The sequence below is a fragment of the Bradyrhizobium archetypum genome (genome assembly GCF_013114835.1).
GTDB classification, from domain to species: domain Bacteria; phylum Pseudomonadota; class Alphaproteobacteria; order Rhizobiales; family Xanthobacteraceae; genus Bradyrhizobium; species Bradyrhizobium archetypum.
The window spans coordinates 657,029-677,342 of record NZ_JAAVLW010000004.1 but is presented as its reverse complement, the minus strand read 5'-3'; the positions used below and the strand labels follow the sequence as shown (position 1 = coordinate 677,342).

20 protein-coding genes are annotated in these 20,314 nt (G+C 60.8%); 7 read left to right on the top strand and 13 right to left on the bottom strand.

Annotated features, from left to right (window positions below; all coding sequences use genetic code 11):
* Positions 1 to 256: 256 nt before the first annotated feature.
* A complete protein-coding gene (locus HCN50_RS15925) occupies positions 257 to 1,309 on the bottom strand; it encodes a hypothetical protein (RefSeq protein ID WP_171710580.1) in 1,053 nt (350 codons plus the stop codon).
* Positions 1,310 to 1,635: 326 nt separating this feature from the next.
* Between HCN50_RS15925 and bamA the strand changes: the two genes are divergently transcribed.
* Positions 1,636 to 3,891, top strand: coding sequence for an outer membrane protein assembly factor BamA (bamA, locus tag HCN50_RS15920; protein ID WP_311968059.1), 2,256 nt, complete (start codon positions 1,636 to 1,638; stop codon positions 3,889 to 3,891).
* Here the strand turns inward: bamA and HCN50_RS15915 are convergent.
* The gene (locus HCN50_RS15915) at positions 3,872 to 4,447 is read right to left on the bottom strand and encodes a DUF6456 domain-containing protein (protein ID WP_171710579.1); all 576 of its coding nucleotides are present in this window, start codon (positions 4,445 to 4,447) and stop codon (positions 3,872 to 3,874) included. The genes bamA and HCN50_RS15915 overlap by 20 nt on opposite strands.
* A 48-nt stretch (positions 4,448 to 4,495) precedes the next feature.
* Positions 4,496 to 5,194 (bottom strand): GcrA family cell cycle regulator, encoded by a 699-nt coding sequence (locus tag HCN50_RS15910; RefSeq protein WP_171710578.1) that lies wholly within the window; start codon positions 5,192 to 5,194, stop codon positions 4,496 to 4,498.
* Between the two features lie 131 nt (positions 5,195 to 5,325).
* On the opposite strand from HCN50_RS15910, the gene HCN50_RS15905 reads away from it, so the two are divergent.
* From HCN50_RS15905 to HCN50_RS15895, 3 genes are all read left to right on the top strand, one after another.
* Entirely contained in the window at positions 5,326 to 5,961 is a 636-nt protein-coding gene (locus tag HCN50_RS15905; RefSeq protein WP_171710577.1) for a S24 family peptidase, read from the top strand.
* A 162-nt stretch (positions 5,962 to 6,123) separates the two neighbouring features.
* Positions 6,124 to 6,399, top strand: a complete 276-nt coding sequence (locus HCN50_RS15900; protein ID WP_171710576.1) for a hypothetical protein — start codon at positions 6,124 to 6,126, stop codon at positions 6,397 to 6,399.
* Positions 6,400 to 6,558: 159 nt separating this feature from the next.
* A complete protein-coding gene (locus HCN50_RS15895) occupies positions 6,559 to 7,749 on the top strand; it encodes an OpgC domain-containing protein (RefSeq protein ID WP_171710575.1) in 1,191 nt (396 codons plus the stop codon).
* A 42-nt stretch (positions 7,750 to 7,791) separates the two neighbouring features.
* Here HCN50_RS15895 and HCN50_RS15890 read toward each other — a convergent pair whose 3' ends face one another.
* Together HCN50_RS15890 and HCN50_RS34475 are read right to left on the bottom strand one after the other, a co-directional pair.
* Positions 7,792 to 8,793, bottom strand: a complete 1,002-nt coding sequence (locus tag HCN50_RS15890; protein ID WP_311968055.1) for a glycoside hydrolase family 3 N-terminal domain-containing protein — start codon at positions 8,791 to 8,793, stop codon at positions 7,792 to 7,794.
* Entirely contained in the window at positions 8,739 to 9,293 is a 555-nt protein-coding gene (locus tag HCN50_RS34475) for a hypothetical protein (protein ID WP_311968054.1), read from the bottom strand. Before HCN50_RS34475 ends, HCN50_RS15890 begins: the two co-directional genes overlap by 55 nt.
* Positions 9,294 to 9,382: 89 nt before the next feature.
* On the opposite strand from HCN50_RS34475, the gene HCN50_RS15885 reads away from it, so the two are divergent.
* Genes HCN50_RS15885 through HCN50_RS15875 form a run of 3 tightly spaced genes read left to right on the top strand, consistent with a single transcriptional unit; the run spans position 9,383 to position 13,200 of the window.
* Positions 9,383 to 10,873 (top strand): DUF4153 domain-containing protein, encoded by a 1,491-nt coding sequence (locus tag HCN50_RS15885; RefSeq protein ID WP_171710574.1) that lies wholly within the window; start codon positions 9,383 to 9,385, stop codon positions 10,871 to 10,873.
* A gap of 33 nt (positions 10,874 to 10,906) precedes the next feature.
* Positions 10,907 to 11,611, top strand: coding sequence for a response regulator transcription factor (locus tag HCN50_RS15880; RefSeq protein WP_171710573.1), 705 nt, complete (start codon positions 10,907 to 10,909; stop codon positions 11,609 to 11,611).
* Entirely contained in the window at positions 11,608 to 13,200 is a 1,593-nt protein-coding gene (locus HCN50_RS15875; RefSeq protein ID WP_171710572.1) for an ATP-binding protein, read from the top strand. Before HCN50_RS15880 ends, HCN50_RS15875 begins: the two co-directional genes overlap by 4 nt.
* 47 nt (positions 13,201 to 13,247) lie before the next feature.
* Here the strand turns inward: HCN50_RS15875 and HCN50_RS15870 are convergent, their stop codons facing one another.
* The 8 genes from HCN50_RS15870 to HCN50_RS15835 all read right to left on the bottom strand — a co-directional run bounded on the left by HCN50_RS15870 (position 13,248) and on the right by HCN50_RS15835 (position 20,177).
* Complete coding sequence (locus HCN50_RS15870; protein ID WP_171710571.1) at positions 13,248 to 14,105, bottom strand: HpcH/HpaI aldolase/citrate lyase family protein; 858 nt, start codon at positions 14,103 to 14,105, stop codon at positions 13,248 to 13,250.
* 5 nt (positions 14,106 to 14,110) lie between these two features.
* Entirely contained in the window at positions 14,111 to 14,566 is a 456-nt protein-coding gene (locus HCN50_RS15865) for a MaoC family dehydratase (protein WP_171710570.1), read from the bottom strand.
* Entirely contained in the window at positions 14,566 to 15,342 is a 777-nt protein-coding gene (locus HCN50_RS15860; RefSeq protein WP_171710569.1) for an enoyl-CoA hydratase/isomerase family protein, read from the bottom strand. The genes HCN50_RS15865 and HCN50_RS15860 overlap by 1 nt, the downstream gene beginning before the upstream one ends.
* Positions 15,343 to 15,421: 79 nt before the next feature.
* Entirely contained in the window at positions 15,422 to 16,138 is a 717-nt protein-coding gene (locus HCN50_RS15855; RefSeq protein WP_171710568.1) for an ABC transporter ATP-binding protein, read from the bottom strand.
* Positions 16,135 to 16,893: an ABC transporter ATP-binding protein gene (locus HCN50_RS15850; RefSeq protein WP_171710567.1), complete on the bottom strand. Its 759-nt coding sequence runs from the start codon at positions 16,891 to 16,893 to the stop codon at positions 16,135 to 16,137. The genes HCN50_RS15855 and HCN50_RS15850 overlap by 4 nt, the downstream gene beginning before the upstream one ends.
* 2 nt (positions 16,894 to 16,895) lie before the next feature.
* Positions 16,896 to 17,921, bottom strand: a complete 1,026-nt coding sequence (locus tag HCN50_RS15845) for a branched-chain amino acid ABC transporter permease (RefSeq protein ID WP_171710566.1) — start codon at positions 17,919 to 17,921, stop codon at positions 16,896 to 16,898.
* Complete coding sequence (locus tag HCN50_RS15840) at positions 17,918 to 18,820, bottom strand: branched-chain amino acid ABC transporter permease (protein ID WP_171710565.1); 903 nt, start codon at positions 18,818 to 18,820, stop codon at positions 17,918 to 17,920. The genes HCN50_RS15845 and HCN50_RS15840 overlap by 4 nt, the downstream gene beginning before the upstream one ends.
* 97 nt (positions 18,821 to 18,917) lie before the next feature.
* Positions 18,918 to 20,177: an ABC transporter substrate-binding protein gene (locus HCN50_RS15835; protein ID WP_171710564.1), complete on the bottom strand. Its 1,260-nt coding sequence runs from the start codon at positions 20,175 to 20,177 to the stop codon at positions 18,918 to 18,920.
* Positions 20,178 to 20,314: the final 137 nt, after the last annotated feature.

Sequence of the window (20,314 nt, the reverse complement as noted above, 5' to 3'; positions counted from 1 at the left end):
TCGGGCTCCTGGACGCTCCAGACAACGACTGGCATCGGACGCCATTGCTAGAATAGCAACAGAAGGGTCAGGCTTGCGTACAAAACATAGGTGCTGCGCTCGACAGACCTCGGAATAAACTGCGTCCACCAGTGTTTGAAAGATCGCTCGCCTGGATCGCGACACAGCTACCCTGGAAGCATCACGTCGACCGCGACCACTATCTCGAAGGCTTCGCCGCGCCGGGTTGGAATGAGCTGCGACGACTGGTCCCCGACTACTGTTGTTTTTCCCAGAACGATAGCAATCCCTGCGAGGCCGAGCCTCCGATCACGCACGGGATGCCGACAGCGACCTGCCCTAGCGCAGCGGCCGAGACGCAGCCGAGCGCGACCGCACCGACACCGACCTGCCCCCAGAAGCTGAGGTCGCGACGACTATCGGAGCCCTTCGTCTTGAGTTCATCCACGGCGGCCAGCGCATCTTTACGAAGCGCTGCAATCTGCACGGTGTCCGCCGCTTCGACCACCTCGGCAAGCGGCGCCTTGACCGCCGCTGGTTGCCTCGCAAGTTCGCTGCGCAGATATTCACGCAGACTTGCGTCGCGGATCGCATAGCTCGCTAGTGTATAGCGAGCCATGCTTCCGACCGTCAGCTTGTCGACCGTATCGCGGCTCTTGCTCCACGGTAGCATCTGGACGATGCGCTGGATCGGTGCATGCGAACCGGTCGCAAAGTAATAGCCCCACAGCGTATCCAGCAAATCCTGGTTGCTGGCAAAGGTAAGCGTCATGTTCAGCTTGCGCTCGTCCTTGGCGAAGGGGTTCCTGGTGAAGGCTCCGCGCAGCTTATCCATGATGCCGGGCTTGGCCTCCTCCAGCGGAATGTCGGTCAAGGTCGGCAGCTTGCCGGCCAGATAGCTGTCGATCATCACTCGCCGGCCCGGCATTCGTGGGCCGACGCGGCGCAAAACGTTTCTCCAGTCGGGAAGCCCCGAATAGGCGATGGCGCGAACGATCACCCATTCGTCCTCGGGCCGAACGGGAAAGAAGCTGGCAATGAGTTGTTCGGCCTTGGCCGGGTTCGAGCCGATCGCGCCGGCAACGAAGCCGAGATAGATTCCGGCGTTCTCCGGCTCCTTGAACGTCTGGGAATGAAACAGCACACGGACGGCCGCTGGGACATGGGCGTAGTCCGGCTTGGCACGGTAGTTGTAGATCCATCGCTGGACCACGCCGAGTGAGGCGCTCGGATCGACCTCCGGCGTCTTCTCTGCATGCGCGGGCTGAATCAGCACGAGCGCGGCGACAACGAAAGCTGCATAACGCATGTGAAGCTCCTGCGAGCGTCGACGCCTGCGCGATCCGCGCACGAGCGCCTTGGGCTCTCTTAGGCGAAGCATGAAGAGTGTATTGCGACAATTCTGAGAAAATCGGCCTTAACAAAAGACGCCAAAATTGTGGCGCACTCCGAGAAACTCGCCTGCAACTCACCTTATCCCAGACATTTTTTCGCCCAGCGTAGGCAATTCGATCCTAGCCGATCAACTGGGAGTCCTGCAGGGACGTGGAGATCAGGCGCATCACGCAACGCAACCGATCGCTTCGATCGGGGGCAGCGGTTTGTCGGCTTGCCGGCATCTTCGGCTTGATTTTCGTGACACCGGTCGTCGCCGACCCCGCATCGACTTCGCAACCATCGATCATTGTCGAAGGTAATCGCCGCGTCGATGCCGAGACCGTTCGCTCCTATTTTCGCACCTCCTCCGACGGGCATTTCGACGAGGCCGCGCGTGACTCCGCCTTGAAGGCGCTGATTGCAACGGGTCTGTTTGAGAAGGTTGCCATCGAGCGCGCCGGTGACCGACTCATCGTGCATCTGTCCGAAGCGCCCGTGCTCGACCGCGTCGCATTCGAAGGCAACAAGAAGGTCAAGGACAGCGATCTTGCCGCCGCCATAGAATCGAAGCCGCGCGGCTCGCTGCAACGCGCCGCCGTGCAGGCCGACGTTGGCCGCATCATCGAGGCATATCGGCGTGTCGGCCGAGCCGAGGTCCGCGTAGATCCGCAAATCATTGACCGCGGCAATGGTCGGGTCGACCTCATCTACGCCATCATGGAAGGAGCCAAGACTCCGGTGCGGCAGATCAGATTTACGGGTAACAAGGCCTTCGGCGAACGCCAGCTCCGCGCCGTGATCAAGACATCCGCCACCCATATACTGAGCTTTCTGACCGGCGGTAACGCCTACGACCCCGACCGCGTCGCGCAGGACCAGGAACAGCTACGGCTCTATTACCGCAGCAAGGGTTATGCGGATGTCAGCGTCGCATCGGCAAAGGCTGAGTATGATCCTGCGACGAAGGGCTTCACGCTGACCTTCGCAATCGACGAGGGGCCGCTCTATCACTTCCGCGAAGTCAGCGTCGGCTGTAACGTCCCGGGCATGGATTGCGACAAGCTTCGATCCCTCCCCACCGCGCACGCAGGCGCGGTGTTCGACGGCAACGCCCTGGACAAGTCCACTGAGCTCCTGGCAATCGAAATGGCAAAGCTCGGCTATCCTTTCGCTCAGGCGACTCCCCGCCTGACACGCGATGCCGCCGCGCAATGTATCGATGTCGCCTTCGTCATCGAACAAGGACCTCGCGCCTACGTCGAACGGATCGAGATTCACGGCAACACGCGCACCCGTGACTATGTGATCCGTCGCGAATTCGATATCGCTGAAGGCGATGCCTACAACAAGACGCTGATAGATCGGGCCGAACGCCGCCTGAAGAATTTGAACTACTTCAAGACCGTGAAAATATCGAACAGGCCAGGTTCGGCACCGGATCACGTCATCCTCGATGTCGAGGCGGTTGACCAGGCAACCGGCGATTTCAACGTCGCCGGCGGCTACTCGACCGTCGACGGCGCGCTGGTCGAGGTCAAAGTGGGCGAGCGCAATTTCTACGGCACGGGCAAAAATATCCAGGCCACCTTTACCTACGGCCAATATGCGCGCGGGATCAATCTGGCCGCATCCGAACCTTACTTTCTCGGTACCAAGGTAGCAGCCGGCATCGAACTCTTCGGCCGTCAGAGCGACACCAGCAGCTATCAATCCTATGGCAGCACCACCTATGGTGCGAGACTGCAGCTCGGTACGCCGGTTACCGAGGAAATCGGCGTGCAGTGGCGTTACTCGGTCTACAATCAGAACATCACGCTATCGCCGAACAGTTCGGGCCTGACGCCTTCGCTGGCCGTCCGGCAAGCGGCTGCAGCGGGTCCGACCTGGGTGTCTGCCCCGGGCAGCACTACAATCTACAGCACACTAGACAATACAAAGAGTCCGACGAGCGGAATCAGATCGCAGCTAAGCCAGGACTTGGCGGGATTGGGTGGCGACGTAAAGTTTCTGAAGACGACGGAAGACGTGCGGTACTACAAGTCGCTCGGCAGCGACCTCGTTGGCATGGTTCGCGCCCAGGGCGGCTATGTTACCGGGTGGGGTGGCCAGCAGGTGCCGCTGATGAACAATTTCTTCGGTGGCCCGACCATGGTGCGTGGATTTGCTCCTAACGGGTTCGGTCCACGCGACCTGACGCCGGGCACCACGATGGACAATGTCGGCGGCAGCGCCTATTGGGCAACTACCGCCGAACTGCAGAGCGCGATTCCCGGTGTGCCCAATGAATACGGCCTCAGGGCCACGACCTTCGTCGATGCCGGCAGCGTATTCCGCTACAGCGGATCGACGGCATCGCTTCAGGTTGCCAACAAGAACGTCGTACGCTCGTCGATCGGCGCGGGCTTGACCTGGGCCTCGCCGTTCGGCGCCTTGACCGTCGACTACGCCGTGCCGCTGACCAAGGCCGCCTATGACGTCGTGCAGCCTCTGCGGTTTAGCGCGGGAGGGTTTTGACGGGAACGGGATGCTCCGTCGCGAACCCGTACAACAGCGCCAACCGATCCAGGCATTCGCGGAATCGCCTTGAAAAATAGTCGTGCCATCGCTTGGTGCGCAGTCCCCTCCGTTCACCGACCTGTTCCATGGTCATTCCCTGGACCAGGACGTCATGCACCAGCGCCGAGCCGTCCGCGCCAAGCTCGCGTTCGGCCCGGTTCAACCGCAGCACGGCCTTGCGCTGACCTTCGGTGATCGGCTCACGTCCCTGCCCGCCATCAACATATTCGCGGGTTGGATCGACCGCACGCGGCCCGCGCTCGGCCTTCTCCCAATCGCTCTGGAATGCGCGGCCTGCTTGAAACTGCGCTTCATCAATCTGCCGGTGGGAATGCAATCGGGCTAGCGGGTCGTTGCGGATCGAGCGCAGGGCGACGATCTTTTCTCCGGGCTCCAGCGCCAGAGGATTGTCGACTTCGACGGTTGCGACCTCGGCATGTCGCGGCAAGTCGCGGGACCTTCGATCATGCACCTTGGCGGGATCGTACGGCTTTCGGCGTTTGGCTCTCGGCATCAGATGGTCTCCTTGAAAACGGTGGAATTTGGCTTTCGGCCGGAAGATCTATTCGATTGGTGCGTCCGACATTTCGTCGCGCAACAATTCGGACAATTCGTACCAGCGGCCGTAGCCCTTCGGCTGAAGCCCGATCAGCGCACGCAGATGAGCGATCCGATGGCGGCGCGGCAGCCGCCTCAGCCGGTTAGCTAGGCCCGCGACAGCGGGGTTCATCATATCGTCTCCACTACCTGCAACAGGGCCGTGCCCATCACTTTCAAGCGGCGCGACCGGATTGCGACTCAAGTGAAAATGCGGCGTGCAGTAAGCCGACCCCGGGCGGCGCGGATGGCCGCAGAAGGTAATGGTCTCGCCCTCTTCATCGCCGTCATATGGATAGCGGCAGTCACCGGCCTCCAGTTCGATTAGGGAGAGATGCCGTGGTTCGATGGCCACGCAGCGCAGCTTGACCGGCTTGGTTCCTCTGAACGGCGGCACCGGCCAGACCAACGCCGGTGTCCTGACATCATGGACACGAGGCTCTGCGATGTTCTGCAGGTCTGCCGGTTTGGTGGGCAGCGACGGTTGCAGCCGATCATCAGCCCCCAATCCGAGGCGCCGGGCGCGCCCGAGCGCGGCGCTGCGAGTATATGACGTATTGAATCGCGAATTGATCGCCTGCGCGGCTTCCGAAAAGCTCAAGCCTTTGGCAATAAATTCCCGCAGCGCGTCCGAATGCTCGGGCGCCCAGTTCGATAGTTCCATTTGCTGTCCTTGCTCTTGTCAACGCCGCCCGACGCCGGACCATTAATTTCTGATATTCCGAAATCGGAGTCAAGCTTGATTTCCGATAATCCGAACTGCTATGGTTTGCGAAATTCGAAAGGGATTCGACCATGCTGGATGTGAGATTGATCGAGCGGGGGCTGGAGAAGCCAGGCAAGACCAAAGGGGGGCTGGCCGCCGCAATGGGCGTTCGTCCCGGCGCCGTATCCGAAATCCTGTCGGGGTTACGCTTGATCAAGGCGTCCGAAATCGCGCCGATAATGGAATATCTCGAACTGAACTCGGTGCCGATCATGGGCCGCGTCGGCGCCGGCGCCTCGATCGAGCCGGAATACGAGCAGGTGCCGCCGGAAGGGCTCGGCGAAATCGAACTGCCCTTCCCGATCGCCGAAGAGACCATCGCCTTCGAGGTGGCCGGCGATTCCATGCTGCCCAAATATGAGAACGGCGACATCATCGTCGTTTATCGCGAGCAGCGCCACCCGTTGTCGAGTTTCTACGGCGAGGAGGCCGCCGTCCGCCTGAAGACGGGAGAGCGGTATCTGAAGACGATCGAGCGCGGAAAATCTCCGAGCTCCGTCAATCTCACGAGTTTCAACGCCAAACCAATCACCGGCGTGAAGCTGGAGTGGATCGGCGAGATCTGCGTTACCCTGCCGAGAGGACAGATCGAACGATTGCGCAGCAAGGCTGCAGCCCGGGCCCGCAAGGCAAAGGCGACGGGCGGACGTACGCTGGACAAATAGCGACCACTGTCCCTAATTTCCGAACTCCACCCTGCTCCATTGAGGCGCGGCGACGTTTCGACCCGCCGCCACTTCTGTTTTTCCGAATTCGCTTGACATATTTCTGATTTTCAGAAATACTCTTGCCGGTTCCGACACGCGGGATGAGGTAAGGTCTCCAGCATGCAGTATTTCGTCGTGATGATCGACTACGGCCGCCGTGGCCGCGAAGCCATTGTCGATCCGGAGATCACGAGGCGTGAGGTCATCTCCCGGGTCGCGTCGGGTGAATACAGCAATATCAGCTTCATCCATGAAGTCGCAGATTGCTCGGTCGAGGACATCACGTCCGAGATTCTCAGCGAGGCGGCGCTGCCGGAAATCGGTGCGACCGGAGCCGATCTGCAAGCCAGCCATTTCGATCATGTCCGCGACCTGCGTAAGCACGAGCGGGCATGACACCGGTCGTCGTCTCTCAAAACATTGTGATCGTTTGGCCTGCTTGATTTGCCGACGGCCTGATCAATTATTCTTCACGCAAACTCTATTCCAACGGTGCGGGCAATCGCGATATTGTCGCGATTCGCTTCCTCCGTTCTGCAAAGTTCTTAATCAACAATGTATCCGTCAATGAAGACTGAGCTCGCTGCGCGCGACGGCGACCTCCGACTCTGTCTGCTGCTTGGTATCGCGGCCTGGTTTCTCTTTCTGGATCACATTCCGCACAATGCGGTCAGCCTGCTGACCATGCGCAATTTCGGATTCAGCGGTGCCGCCGATCTGTTCGTGTTCATCGGCGGCTATACTGCCGCGATCCTCTACGGAAGGATGATGCTGGAGCGCGGGTTCGTCGTGACCGCAACCCGTATCTTCAAGCGGCTGTGGCAGCTTTACGCCGCCTATATCGTTTTGTTCGTGATCTATATCGATCTGATCGGATATGTCGCGCGCAAGTCCCACGCATCCGAGCTCATTGGTGATTTCAATGTCACGGGAATCGTCGATCACACGATCCGGACGCTGATTCACGGCCTGCTGCTGCAGGCCAAGCCGCTTAACCTCGATGTCCTGCAACTGTTCATTGTGTTGATCGCGATCTTTCCGTTCGTCCTGCTCGGCATGGTGCGCCGGCCGAACGTCACGATGGCAGGCTCGATCGGTCTCTACGCCGCGGCCCGCCATTTCGACTGGAATCTTTCTTCGTTTCCGGATGGCAAGTGGTATCTCAACCCGTTCTGCTGGCAGCTTCTGTTCGTGCTCGGTGCCTGGCTGGCGTTGAGCAGCGCGAGTCAAGTGCGCGCCCTCCGTTCACTACAGGAGATCCCGATCCTGCGTGCCGCGGCGTGGCTATACCTGCTCTTTGCCCTGGCGGTGACGTTGGCGGCGAAATTTTCCCACAGCGGCGGCATCGTTACCGACTTGCTTCGCGATGTCTTCCTAACCCACAACAAGGACAATCTTGCCCCACACAGGGTACTTCATTTTCTCGCGCTGGCTTTTCTCTTTGCCTACATCGTGCCACGAAACTGGCCCGGATTCCGATGGCGGGTGTTGCAGCCGGTTATCACATGCGGTCAGGAGTGGCTGACGGTCTTCTGTGCCGGTGTGTTTCTTTCGTTTGCCGGACACCTCGTTCTGATTACCGGGCCGGACTCACTCCTCATGCACATCTTGGTCAGCGTCGCCGGACTTTCGATCATGACGGGCGCAGCCTATTACGTGTCGTGGTCCAAGCGGCAGGACCACAGGCCCGCGTTCCGATCCCATGCCATGGCGGGACTGCCGGAAGAACGCCGGTTCGCAAAGTAAGCTCGCGCCGGTTTCTATTCCACGCCCTCGCCGGCCGTCCGCTCAATCCGCAGCGAATGCCCCCTTCAGCCGCATCTCACTCTCGCTCAACATGGTGGCGTCGAGCCTTTCCTCAGCCAACGCCGCCATGGCGCAGGTATAGATGCGATAGAACTGCGCTCCATCAAAGGCGACCAGCAGCAGATCGACACCGGCATTGAGCGCCTCGGTCACAGCCGTACAGACATTGCGTTGATAGATCGCCCCCATCACGAGGTCGTCGGTCATGACAACGCCTTGATAGTTCCACCTCTTGCGAATGATGCCGTCAACGATCCGCTTGGAATGCGACGCCGGGCGGTCTGGATCGACTGATGTCAGCGTCACATGCCCGATCATCAACTGCGCTTTCGAGCCGGCCAATACCTTCCTGAATGGAATCCAGTCGGAGGCTTCGAGTTCATCCAGGGACGTGTCCAGGTCAGCGCTGAAATGATGGGTATCCGCTCGCACGCGTCCGAGCCCCGGAAAATGCTTGACGGCCGCTCCAACGCCGGATGATTCGAGGCCGCTTACATAAGCCCGCGCAATGTCGATGACGACAGCCGGATCATCGGAAATCGCGCGTTGACCGATCAACGTGTTGAAGTCGAAGCGATTACGCTTCAATTCGGGTCGCAAATCCAGCACCGGCGCAAGGTTCAGGTTGATGCCGATCGCTGCCAGTTCCTGCCCATGCGTTCGGCCGAACGCCTCCGCCTTCTCGGCACGAAGATCCGGCTTCACGCTCGCAAGCGTCGATAGCGCCGGTAGCCTGGTCAAGGGTGGCGCCAGATGCGATACGATGCCGCCCTCCTGGTCGGCTGCGATGATCAGCGGCGGCAGGCCGGCGATGCGCCGTTTTTCCTGAAGCGCCGAGATCTCTTCCTTCAAACGGTCAACCGACGATCCCACGATGTTGTGCTTGGTGACATAGATGCCAGCGACAAAACCCTTCTCGGCAAGAACGGCTACCTCGGGGAATGACGAGTATCCGACGATAAAATGCCGACCGAGGGTTCGCACCTGCCGGGCATCGCTTGCAGTACGCGATGCTTGCGCCATTCAAACGAAGCATGTGCGCAGAGCATCGACAACAGTGGAAGGCACCACAGCAGAACGAGCGCACTCCCCGCAACACCCCTCCTCCAATAGCCGTAGCGGAGGAGGATCGCGGCAGCGACGATGCTCGCGGCGACCAGAACGATATTCCCCGGCCCACGCAGCGAAATCAGATAGGGATCGTTCTTGTTGGCTGCAGCGAACACGAAGATGACTCCGGCGAGCCAAATCAATACGAGAGCGATACGTCTGAGAATTTGCATGAGGATGGATGGGTCTTGCGGGAGGAAGTCGAGACCATCGCCCGTATCAAACTTGTCCGACCAGCGCGAGCGCATAAACAGGCCTGCACGGAAACTGCATAAAAATCCTGAACTCTTGCAGATGGCAATCCAACCAACTGCACAACGGCCACGGATAGTTCGTCCCGCGACCCAGGGGTGATCGTCGAATGCCGATTCCAACAAGACTGTCTAATGACGGTTGGTGGCTGTGCGAGCGTCCCGCGACGGCGCTGATTTGCAATTTCCCTTTCCAGACAGGTGGCGCAACAATGACCGACCTCTCCGCGCCGGCATCCGATGCAGGCTCCGATCCGGCGAACCTGTTTCCGATCAAACCCCCGATTGCGGTCGCGCTGGCGGCGTTGGCTGACTGGCTGTTCTATGGGCAACGGGTCGGAATTTCTGCAGTCGTCTTTGTACTCGCGCTAACTCTGGGCTCGCTCGTCGCCAACCTCACAAGGTTGAACAGAAGCCGGATGCTGCTGGCGGGCATCCTCGTGTTGGCCGGACTTGCACCCGCCATTGAGGAATTCAACGCCGCTTCCCTGGCCATCATGGCGATCGCGCTCGGTGTTGGTCTATTGCTGACGACCAACCAGCAAAAGAACGAACTCAGCGAGCAGGCAGCAGCGCTATGCGATCTGTTTCTGGTTGGCCCGTTCAGATTTTTGCGCGACACCGTTAGCCTATTCAATCTGCCGACCCTGAAGACCGGCCTGACCGTCTGGTTCATCCCGATGGCGCTTGGCGGCATTTTCGTTTTTCTCCTGATCTCGGCAAATCCGTTGCTTGAGAAGTGGGTCAGCCTCATGAACCCCGGCAATGCCGCCTCCTATGTCAGCCTGAGCCGAATATTGTTCTGGGCGCTGGCGCTGTCGATCGTATGGCCCTTCATCCATGTCTGGTGGCGCAGCAGGGTGACCGTTCCGTCCACGATGGTCGAAGTGGCGGCGCCGGATCAGGCGTCGCCGTCCGATCGCATGGAGTTTTTCGGTGTCGCGACGATCCTGCGGTCGCTGGTCCTGTTCAACCTCTTGTTCGCCGTTCAGACCATTCTCGATGCGGTCTATCTCTGGGGCAACGCGGCCTTGCCCGCCGATATCAGTTACGCATCCTACGCGCACCGCGGCGCCTATCCGCTCATTGTCACCGCGCTTCTAGCGGCAGGTTTCGTTCTGGCGGCGATAAGACCAGGTGGGCCGGCCGAGCAATCGAAGGTGATCCGGCCGCTGGTCTATCTGTGGGTAGCGCAGAATGTCCTCCTGGTGATGTCATCGATCCTGCGCCTCGATCTCTATGTTCAAATCTACCTGCTGACCTGGTGGCGCGTCGCGGCGTTCATCTGGATGATCCTGGTCGCGCTGGGCCTGCTGCTCATCGTTGCCCGCATCGTTCTGAATCGCTCGAACGATTGGCTGATCCGCGCCAATCTCATCACCCTGACGGCAACGCTCTACGTCTGCTCGCTGATCAATTTTGCGGCCATCATCGCTGACTACAATGTCAGCCACAGCCGCGAGGCCACCGGCAAGGGCGTATGGATCGACATGAACTATCTGTTGTCCCTCGGGCCGCAGGCGTTGCCCGCGATCGACCGGGCCATCGCCCTCCGCGGGTTCGATCCCACCCTTGTTTCCCGCCGTGGTTGCCTTGTAGAACAGCAAGTGAAAGAGACGGTTTCCTGGCGCTCCTGGGGCTTTCGGAGCTGGCGCCTTCAGCGCGCCCTGGGCGCCCAACCGAAGAATTCGACCACAGGCTAGTCGACTGAAAGCTGATTGTGCTGGGAGAGAAGTTTGACGCACCGCATTCTCATCGTTGATGATGATCTTCATATACGCGAGGTGATCCGTGTTGCACTGAAGAAGGCGGGAATGACCGTCTTCGAAGCGCGCGACGGCAGGGAAGCGTTGACCCGCTTTGCCGCCGACAAGCCCGACCTGATCGTTCTGGATATCGGCATGCCGGAATTCGACGGCCTCGACGTCTGCCGCGAAATCAGAAAGACCTCGGACGTCCCGATCCTGTTCCTTTCCGCGCGCGACGACGAGATCGATCGCGTGCTGGGCCTCGAGATCGGAGGCGACGACTATGTCACCAAGCCATTCAGCCCGCGCGAGCTCGTTGCCCGGGTGAACGTCATCCTGCGTCGCATCGCGTTGCGCGGCCAGGATGCGAGGACATCCACGGCGGCGCTCTCACAGGGCAGGCTGTCGGTCGATCCCGAGCAGCACGTCGCCGAATTCGCTGGCGCGCCGCTTCGCCTCACGGCTATCGAATTCGGAATCTTGAGGGCCTTTCTGACACGACCGACATTTGTCTTCAGCCGCGAACAGATTATGGGCGCGGCCTATCAGCTCAACATCCAGGTATCGGATCGCACCATCGACAGTCACATCCGCAACATCCGCGCCAAGCTCTCGGCCGTGAACTGCGACAACGTCATCGAAACCATCCACGGCGTCGGCTTCAAGCTCGGCCGATGCGAGCCGCAGGCATGAAGTCACGCGCACGCGAGAAGTGGCGACCATCATTGGGATTGGTCATTTTCACCATGCTCGCCTCCGTGGCGATGCTGCCTCTGGTCGGACTGTTCTTCTTCCGTCTCTATGACAACCAGCTCATCCACCAAACCCAAGCGGAATTGATCGCCCAAAGCCGCGTGCTGGCGGCGGTCTACGCGCGCGAGGTGGAAGGCCGCCTTCCTGCCGGCATCGCGCTCGGCGCAGAAATTCCGTCCGAAGCGCGCCCTGACCGAGAGGATCAGCTAACGCCGATCCGGCCCGCGCTCGATCTTGCCGCCGGCGGCGACCTGCTCCGGCGGCGACCCAATGCGCTGCCGGCGAACGCGCCAGCATCGCCCGCGTATCTCGAGATCGGCACGCGGTTGATGCCGATCATCCTGGAAACGCAGAAGGTCACGCTGGCCGGCTTTCGCATCCTCGATCCGCGCGGCGTCGTGATCGCCGGCCGTGACGAGGTCGGTCAATCGCTTGCCCATATTGAGGAGGTGACGACGGCGCTACGGGGACAATACCGGGCAGCCTTGCGAATTCGCAAGCCCGACAAGCCTCCGCCGCCGATCTACTCGATCAGCCGCGGCGTCGGAGTGCACGTATTTTCAGCGATGCCCGTGATCGTCAACAACCGCGTGGCCGGCGTCGTCTACACGTCGAGAACGCCGAGCAACATCTTTGATCATTTCTACCAGGAGCGTCGCAAATTCATTCTGGCGGGTCTTACCGTCGTCCTGGCGACCATGGTCATCGGCCTGATCTTCTCCCGCACTATCACCCGGCCGATGCGCGAGCTGGTCGATCGCGCCAGGCGGATCGGCCATGGCGATCGCGACGCATTCCAGCCGCTGGCCCATTACGGCACGCGCGAGTTCGCCCAATTGTCCGACAGCTTCCTCGATATGGCTGAGCAATTGTCGCGACGATCGGACTACATCGCGACGTTTTCGTCGCACCTTACCCACGAGCTGAAATCGCCGCTGACGTCAATCAAGGGCGCCGCCGAACTGCTGCTGGATTCGCTGCAAAGCAAGTCCGACAACCTCACCCGAATGGAGCAGAAGAATTTCATATCGAACATTCTGGGCGACACCGGCCGCCTTGAAGCCATGACCCAGCGCTTGCGCGAATTGGCACGTGCCGAAACGGCGCCGCAGAACGAGCACACCGAACTGTCGCAGGTGATCGGTGGATTGAAGAGCCGATTTCCGACGCGTGCGATCGACGCAAGCGGATGCCTTGAGCGCTCGATCGGCATGTCCAGCGAAAAAGCACTGATTGTTCTGTCGCATCTGACCGACAATGCCATCCGCCACAATGCGAAGAAGGTCCGGCTCGAGGCCATTGCGGAACAAGGATCTGTCAGGATGACCGTCAACAATGATGGCGATCCAATCTCCGAACCAAACCGGGAAAAGATCTTCGATGCCTTTTTCACCACCCGCCGCGATACCGGCGGTACGGGAATGGGCCTTTCGATCGTCAGGGCCGTCATGGCCAGCCACGGCGGATCGATCCGGCTATTGCCGAGCAGCGAAGGCGTGACCTTCGAGTTGCAGTTTCCGCTGGCTTGAGGCCCGTTGGATGCGCGCCTTGTTGCTCATCCGGTTACATCACATCGCTATCGTCCCTGCAGCGCCAAAATCTTCTCCGCGGCGCGCAGATGCGGCTTGTCGATCATCTTGCCGTCAATCTTTACGACGCCGGACGTTGGATTCTCGCTGAACGCCTTCACGATCTTCTCCGACCAGGCGATTTCCTCATCCGTCGGCATGAAGGCGGCATTGACGACGTCAACGTGCTTGGGATGGATCACCGCCTTGGCGAGGAATCCGTCCTGGCGCGCGGCAATGGATTCTTCCCTGAGTGCGTCGAGATCGTTGATATCGGTCGCAATCGTGTCGATGGCAACGACGCCCGCCGCGGCCGCGCTGATCAGGCAGAGGTCGCGCGCGAAGAGGAACGGACCATGAAAGCGGCCGCCGGTCCGATTGCGCGACGCGCCGAGCGACGCCGCAAGATCCTCAGCGCCCCACATCATGCCCCACAGCCGCGGGCTCATGTTCTCGAAATCGAGCAGCTTGAGAACCGCCCTCGCTGTCTCCGTCGCCACCGTGACGATTCTCGTCGATCCAGGTTCAATCCCGGCGGCTGCCTCGAAAGCCTCGAGATAGAGCGAAAGGCGGTTGACGTCGGCAGCGCCGGCGCATTTCGGCAGCACGATGCCGTCAGGCCGGCCCGGCATGACGGCCGCGAGATCACCAAGCGTCATGCCGGTGTCGAGCGCGTTGACGCGGACATACATCTTCTGGCTCGGATGCCTGGCATCGAGCATCTCGCGTACCGTTTGCCGCGCGCCGACCTTCTCCTCCGGCGCAATCGAATCCTCGAGATCGAGGATCAGCGCATCGGCCGCGGTCTTCTTCGCACTCTCGAATTTGCGCTGGCTGTCGCCGGGAACGAACAGGAAAGATCGCATCGGTTTTACGCCTTCGGCTTGCAGTGCATCAGGCCGGTCCGGCGGCAGCTTGCCACCACCTCGCCGCGTTGATTGGTCATGGTGTGTTCGAATTCCACGATGCCCTGGTTCGGCCGCGATTTGCTTTCGCGTTTGGAGATGATCCTGGTGTGCGCTTTGAGCGTATCGCCGTGAAATACCGGTTTTGGAAACTTGACGTCGGTCATGCCGAGGTTGCCGATCGTCGTTCCGAGCGTCGTATCGTAGACACTCATGCCGATCATGATGCCGAGCGTATAGATGCTGTTGAACAGCCGCTGGCCGAATTCGGTGCTTTCCGCGAAATGCGCATCGATATGCAGCGGTTGCGGGTTCATGGTCAGCAGGCTGAACAGCGTGTTATCCATCTCGGTGACGGTGCGACTGAATTCGTGATGGAATTCCTGGCCGACCTCGAACTCCTCGAAATACAATCCAGCCATCAGCGCCCCCTGTAGCTTGGCGTCCGCTTCTCGACGAACGCATTCAAGCCTTCCTGACAGTCCTCCGTCGTTGCAACGAGTGCAAAGCTCTCGGCGGCATTTTCGACTGAGCGGCGAAAATCGGCATCGACCGCCCGCATGAAGGCATCGCGCCCGATCTTCATGATGATGGGCGATTTGGCGGCGAGCTTGTCCGCAATCTCCCGCGCGCGTTCAAGCGCGGTGCCTTTCGGCACCACTTCGCTGAGCAGGCCCATCCGAAAGGCCGTCGCGGCATCGAAGGGCTCGCCGAGGAACAGCGGCCCGAAAGCCTGGTGCTTGCCGACCAGCCGAGGCAATTGCACGAAGTGAATGGCCGGGATCAGGCCGACATCGATCTCGGGATAGCCGAAGGTGCAGCCTTCGCCCGCGATGATCATGTCGCAGGAGATCGCAATCGTCATGCCGCCAGCCCGCACCGCGCCATCGACGGCTGCGATGGTCGGCTTTCCCATGCGATACTGGGTGTCGTTCAGCGCGAAGTACAGCCGTTCGAGGAATTTCTTAGTCTCAATCCCAGGCTTGCCGCGAATAATGTCGAGATCGAGCCCGGCGCAGAACACCTTGTGCGCACTGCCGATTATGACGACGCGCACAGCTTCGTCGTCTCTCGCCTTCGAAAGTGCCGCCAGCAACGCGTCGATCAGGTCCATGCTGAGTGCATTGACCGGTCCGCGATCCAGCATGATTTCGGCAATATTTCCCGAAACGGAATAACGAACGGGGTCGATGCTCATGTCTTGCCTCCATCGGCCCGACGTACCGCGCCGGCCTTTGCAATCGACGGTCATCCCGTCCCTCCGGATCGGCCGAAAGCTACAGCGCGAGGTAGCGCCGACGGATATTTTCGTTGGCTTTCAGCTCTTCGATCCCGGATGTGTAGACGATCTGGCCCTTGTCGATAACCGTCGCGTGGCTCGCAAGGCCAAGGCAAAAATGCATGTTCTGCTCGGCAATCAGCACCGTCGCGCCCGTACCGCGGAGTTGCCGCAACAGTTCACCGATCCGCTGCACGATGATCGGCGCCAGCCCTTCGCTAGGCTCGTCCAGCAGCAGCAGCGCGGGATTGCCCATCAGCGTGCGTGCAATCGCCAGCATCTGCTGTTCGCCACCGGACAGCCGTCCCGCGATCCGGTAACGCAGCGGCTCCAGCAGCGGAAACACGTCGAAAATGCGCCGGATCGGCCATTCGTCCTCGCCATTGGGACCCTTCTTGGCACCAATGACCAGGTTGTCCTCGACCGTGTGTTCGGGAAAGACCTGGCGATCCTCCGGTACGAAGCCGAGGCCGGCGCGCGCGATGTGATGCGGCTTCAGCCCAGAGACAACCCTGCCTTGCAAGGTGACCGTGCCGCGGCGGGCCGGCGCGAGCCCCATGATAGCTTTCATGGTGGTCGACTTGCCGGCGCCGTTGCGTCCGAGCAGCGCCATCGTCTCGCCTTGGCGCACCGACAGGCCGACGCCGAACAATATCTGGCTGGTACCATAATAGACGTCGAGATCCTCGACCTGCACCACCGGCGGCGTGCTCATGCGGCGGTTCCCGCGTGATGTTCGGTGCCGAGATAGGCGTCGATCACCGCCTCGTTGCGACGGATCGCATCCGGCTTGCCGGCCGCAAGAATGCGGCCGTAGCAGAGCACAACGATCTCGGGCGCGATCTTGAACACGATATCCATGTCGTGCTCGATGAACACCACCGTGATCTTCTGCCTCTCCCAGAGCTCCCTCACCTTGTCGATCATCCGCCAGCGCTCTTCGGTGCCCATGCCGGCAGTGGGCTCGTCGAGCAGCAGCACCTTCGGGTCGAGCACCAGCGCAAGTGCGATATCGAGCAGCTTCTGGTCGCCATGCGACAGCGTCGCTGCGGTCCGGTTCCGCTTGCTGGCCAGCCCCAGCAATTCCATCGCATGCTCGGCGCGGTCGCGGGTTTCAGCCAAAGGGAAACGCCGATGCAGGACGCTGGCCCGGCGCTGATCGGCGCAGACCGCGGCCAGCATTGTCTCCTGCACCGTCAACGACGGGAAGATGCTGGCGACCTGGAACGCCCGGCCGATGCCGTGGCGAACGATCTCTGGCGGCGTGCGCCCGGCCAAGTCGAGGCCGTTGAGCAAGATCTGACCTGCGTCGGGCGTCAGCGCGCCGGTGATCAGGTTGAAGAAGGTGCTCTTGCCGGCGCCGTTGGGGCCGATCACGGCGGTGAGCGAACCGTCCGCGAAATCCAGCGTGACATTGTCCGTCGCCTTGACGCCGCCGAATGACTTGGAAAGGGAGCGGATCTCCAGCATGGCTAGCCGCGCTCCCCGGCACTGTTACGGCGTTGCGCGTACCATTCGACGACGAAATCCATCAGGCCCTTCCGCAGGCCGATCGCAAAGAACAGGATCACGATGCCAAGCACAAGGCCATGATAGTCGGTCAGCCGGGTGACGGTGTCGTTGAGGATCAAGAGCAGCACGGCGCCGACCATCGGTCCCAGGAATGTCGTGACGCCCCCCAGCATGTTGATGAAGATGCCCTCGCCCGAGATGGTCCAATAGGCGAATTCCGGATAGGCCCCGGAGACGAATAGCGCCATGATGATCCCGCCGGTCGAGGCGAACAGCGCCGCGAGCACAAAGATGGTCAGCTTGGCGCGCCAGACGTCGATGCCGATGAAGCTCGCGCGTATGGCATTGTCGCGGATCATGCGCAGCGTGTAGCCGAACGGCGATTGTGCGATCTGATGCATCAAGAACAGCCCGATCACCAGCAGCGCGCAACTTGCGACGTAGAGATGCAATTGGTTCGATAGATCAATGCCGAAAAATGGCGGCCGTGGAATGCCGCCGCGCAATCCCTGATCGCCACCGGTTAGCGAGACCCAGGACAGGATGGTCGAGTGGATCAGCATCTGGAACGCCAGGGTCACGAAGGCGAAATAGATTTCCTTTAGCCGCACGCAGATGGCGCCGATGATAAGGGCGACGACAAACGTGATCGTCAGCGTTGCAGCGAAAGCCACCGGGATCGGCACGCCGGTCTTCTGCATCATCAACCCGAAGCCGTAGGCGCCCAGGCCGAAGAACATGCCGTGGCCAAACGAAATCAGGCCGGTATAGCCGACCAGAAGGTTGAGCGACGTGGCGAACAGCCCGTAGGCCGCGCAGCGGATCACGAAGTCGAGCAGCAATTTGCTGCTGAAGACCGCCGGCAACAGCGCCAGCACGACAAAGACGGCAAGCGCAATCAGAACTTCCCGGTTGCGCCGCGTTTTTGCCTGGGGATGGGGACCGTCGAGCGCCTGCGCGCCCTGCTCGGCCTGCAGCTCGGTCATGCGACCTCCTTGCCGAACAGGCCAGTCGGCCGCGACACCAGCACGATCACCATGAACAAATACATCAGCCCTTCCGTGAACAGGGGAAAGCCGAGCGATCCGAACGAGCGGATCAAGCCGATCAAGAGCGCACCGATCAGCGCGCCCAGGATCGAGCCCATGCCGCCGATCACGGTGACGATGAAGGATTCGATCAGGACGGAGAATCCCATGCCGGGCGTCAGCGACCGCACCGGCGCCGCAAGCGCCCCCGCAAGGCCCGCCAGCATGCCGCCCAGCGCGAACACGCCGCCGTAGATAAGCCCGGTGTTGATGCCGAGCGCCGACACCATGCCGGGATTATGCGCGGCCGCCCGGATCACCTTGCCTATCCGCGTGCGGGCCAGTCCGAGCCCGAGCACCACGGCAGCAGCCAGCGCAACGCCGATTAACAGTAGATAATACGGCGGCACCACGCCGCCGGCGATGAACAGCGGCGCCACCTGGAATGCCGCGGGCATGCCCATCGACTTGAACTCGGGCCCCCAGACCATCCGCACCACGTCGTCGAAAATCAGCACGAAAGCGTAGCAGACGAGCAGTTGCATCAGCACATCAGCGCCGTAGACCCGGCTCATGAATACGCGCTCGAAGATCAGGCCAAGGACGGCCGTGCCCGCCGCGCCGCAAAGCATCGCCAGCGCAAAACTTCCCGAGATCTGATAGGCCGTCATCGCGAAATAGGCGCCGAACATGTAGAAGGCGCCGTGGCTGAAATTGACGACCTTGAGCACGCCAAAGATCAGCGTCAGCCCGACGGCGACGAGGAACAGCAGCATGCCGATGATCAAGCCGCTGGTGGTTTGCGTCACCAGGCAGGCGGAACTGGCGAGACAGCCGGTAAGCGCGTCGAGATCCAAGGGAAGCATCCATTGCGGCGCGCCGGAATGAGGGCGCGCGAGAGAAATTTCGCAACGAGACGGAGGCGGCTTGCCGGCCTCCGTCATCGCCGATCGATCAGGTGTAACCCTTGCTCTTCTTCCACTCGGCTTCGAGCTCGAAGATCGTCTTCCAGTCGCCGGCCTGCACCTGCGGCACATAAGGCTCCTGCGGGATCGTCGTTCCCCAGCCGATGGCATAACCGACCAGTGTCTGGTCCTCGGCGCGCATCGTAACGGTGCCGTCGGCGCCGAATGGCGACTTGATCGTCAGACCGCGCAGCGCCTCCGCAATTTTCTTGCCGTCGGCGGAATTGGCTTTCTTCGCCGCCTCTGCCAACAGCATGATCGCCGTTGCGTTCTCCCAGGACCAGTTGGTGGGATACTCGCCATATTTTGCCTTGTAGGCGTCGCCCCAAGCAGCGTTCTCCGGCGTTGCGGGATAGGTCTTAATGTAGCGGTTGCCGGAGTGGATGCCCTTCGGCAGATTCTTTACCACCGTCAGGGCGGTGTAGTCGGCCATGTTGACCGCAAACACCTCCATCTGGCTGAACAGCGCATAAATATTGGCCTGGTCGATATAGGACGTCAGGTCGCCGCCCCACAGGCAGGTATACAGCGCCTGGGGCTTCGCCTGCAGGATCTTCGTCACCACCTCGGTGTAGTCAGGCTGGAACAGCTTTGGCCAGGATTCGCTGATGATCTCGACGTCTGGCGCGAAGCGCTTCAGGTACGTCACGTATTCGCCGGTGGTATCGCGGCCATAGGCATAGTCGGGCGAACACGTCGCCCATTTCTTCAGGCCCTTGGTCTTGGCGATCGCCGCCGCATAGCTGCCACCGACGATCGAGTCATGCACGCCCTGGCGGGCGGTGCGAAACGCGTTGGGAATGTGCTGCTTGGGATCGGCGGTCAGCGCCGAAGTTTCCGAATTGGTGTGAAGGCAGAGCACGCCGAGATCGCGCGCCACCTCGTGTACCGCGAAGGCCCCGGACGACGCTTCTGCGTCAATCAGGATCTCGCATCCATCGGTGTTGACGAGTTCGCGGGCGACGCGCGCCGCTTCCTGCGGTTGCCCTTTGGAGTCGCGGATCACCATCTCGATCTGCCGTCCGGCAAGGCCACCCGCAGCATTGACCTTTTCCACTTCCAGCATCACGCCGTTGCGCGAGGAGGTGCCGAGCTGCGCCACGCGCCCGGAGAGAATGGTCGGCATGCCGACCTTGATGGTCTTGGCTTGTGCGCGCGCTACCCGGGGCGTCGCGAATGTTACGGCACCGGCGCCCATCATCGCCAACGTCGCACGTCGGCTTACGCCCGGTTTGCGGGTTCTCGTCATTGCTTCCTCCTATGGGTCGGCGTTTCCCATCCCAGCCGGAGATCGTGTCGTCTCCGTACCGCTTTGAGGATTTCAGAGCAAAGGGGGTGACGTCAAGCCAAAGATGAATTACGAGTCAGAATTCATCACGCGGGAAA

What these genes read in the sequence shown, in the direction of transcription:
- HCN50_RS15925 (WP_171710580.1), bottom strand. Translation starts at nt 1,309, where the DNA reads ATGCGTTATGCAGCTTTCGTTGTCGCCGCGCTCGTGCTGATTCAGCCC.
- HCN50_RS15915 (WP_171710579.1), bottom strand. Translation starts at nt 4,447, where the DNA reads ATGCCGAGAGCCAAACGCCGAAAGCCGTACGATCCCGCCAAGGTGCAT.
- HCN50_RS15910 (WP_171710578.1), bottom strand. Translation starts at nt 5,194, where the DNA reads ATGGAACTATCGAACTGGGCGCCCGAGCATTCGGACGCGCTGCGGGAA.
- HCN50_RS15905 (WP_171710577.1), top strand. Translation starts at nt 5,326, where the DNA reads ATGCTGGATGTGAGATTGATCGAGCGGGGGCTGGAGAAGCCAGGCAAG.
- HCN50_RS15900 (WP_171710576.1), top strand. Translation starts at nt 6,124, where the DNA reads ATGCAGTATTTCGTCGTGATGATCGACTACGGCCGCCGTGGCCGCGAA.
- HCN50_RS15895 (WP_171710575.1), top strand. Translation starts at nt 6,559, where the DNA reads ATGTATCCGTCAATGAAGACTGAGCTCGCTGCGCGCGACGGCGACCTC.
- HCN50_RS15885 (WP_171710574.1), top strand. Translation starts at nt 9,383, where the DNA reads ATGACCGACCTCTCCGCGCCGGCATCCGATGCAGGCTCCGATCCGGCG.
- HCN50_RS15875 (WP_171710572.1), top strand. Translation starts at nt 11,608, where the DNA reads ATGAAGTCACGCGCACGCGAGAAGTGGCGACCATCATTGGGATTGGTC.
- HCN50_RS15870 (WP_171710571.1), bottom strand. Translation starts at nt 14,105, where the DNA reads ATGCGATCTTTCCTGTTCGTTCCCGGCGACAGCCAGCGCAAATTCGAG.
- HCN50_RS15865 (WP_171710570.1), bottom strand. Translation starts at nt 14,566, where the DNA reads ATGGCTGGATTGTATTTCGAGGAGTTCGAGGTCGGCCAGGAATTCCAT.
- HCN50_RS15860 (WP_171710569.1), bottom strand. Translation starts at nt 15,342, where the DNA reads ATGAGCATCGACCCCGTTCGTTATTCCGTTTCGGGAAATATTGCCGAA.
- HCN50_RS15855 (WP_171710568.1), bottom strand. Translation starts at nt 16,138, where the DNA reads ATGAGCACGCCGCCGGTGGTGCAGGTCGAGGATCTCGACGTCTATTAT.
- HCN50_RS15850 (WP_171710567.1), bottom strand. Translation starts at nt 16,893, where the DNA reads ATGCTGGAGATCCGCTCCCTTTCCAAGTCATTCGGCGGCGTCAAGGCG.
- HCN50_RS15845 (WP_171710566.1), bottom strand. Translation starts at nt 17,921, where the DNA reads ATGACCGAGCTGCAGGCCGAGCAGGGCGCGCAGGCGCTCGACGGTCCC.
- HCN50_RS15835 (WP_171710564.1), bottom strand. Translation starts at nt 20,177, where the DNA reads ATGACGAGAACCCGCAAACCGGGCGTAAGCCGACGTGCGACGTTGGCG.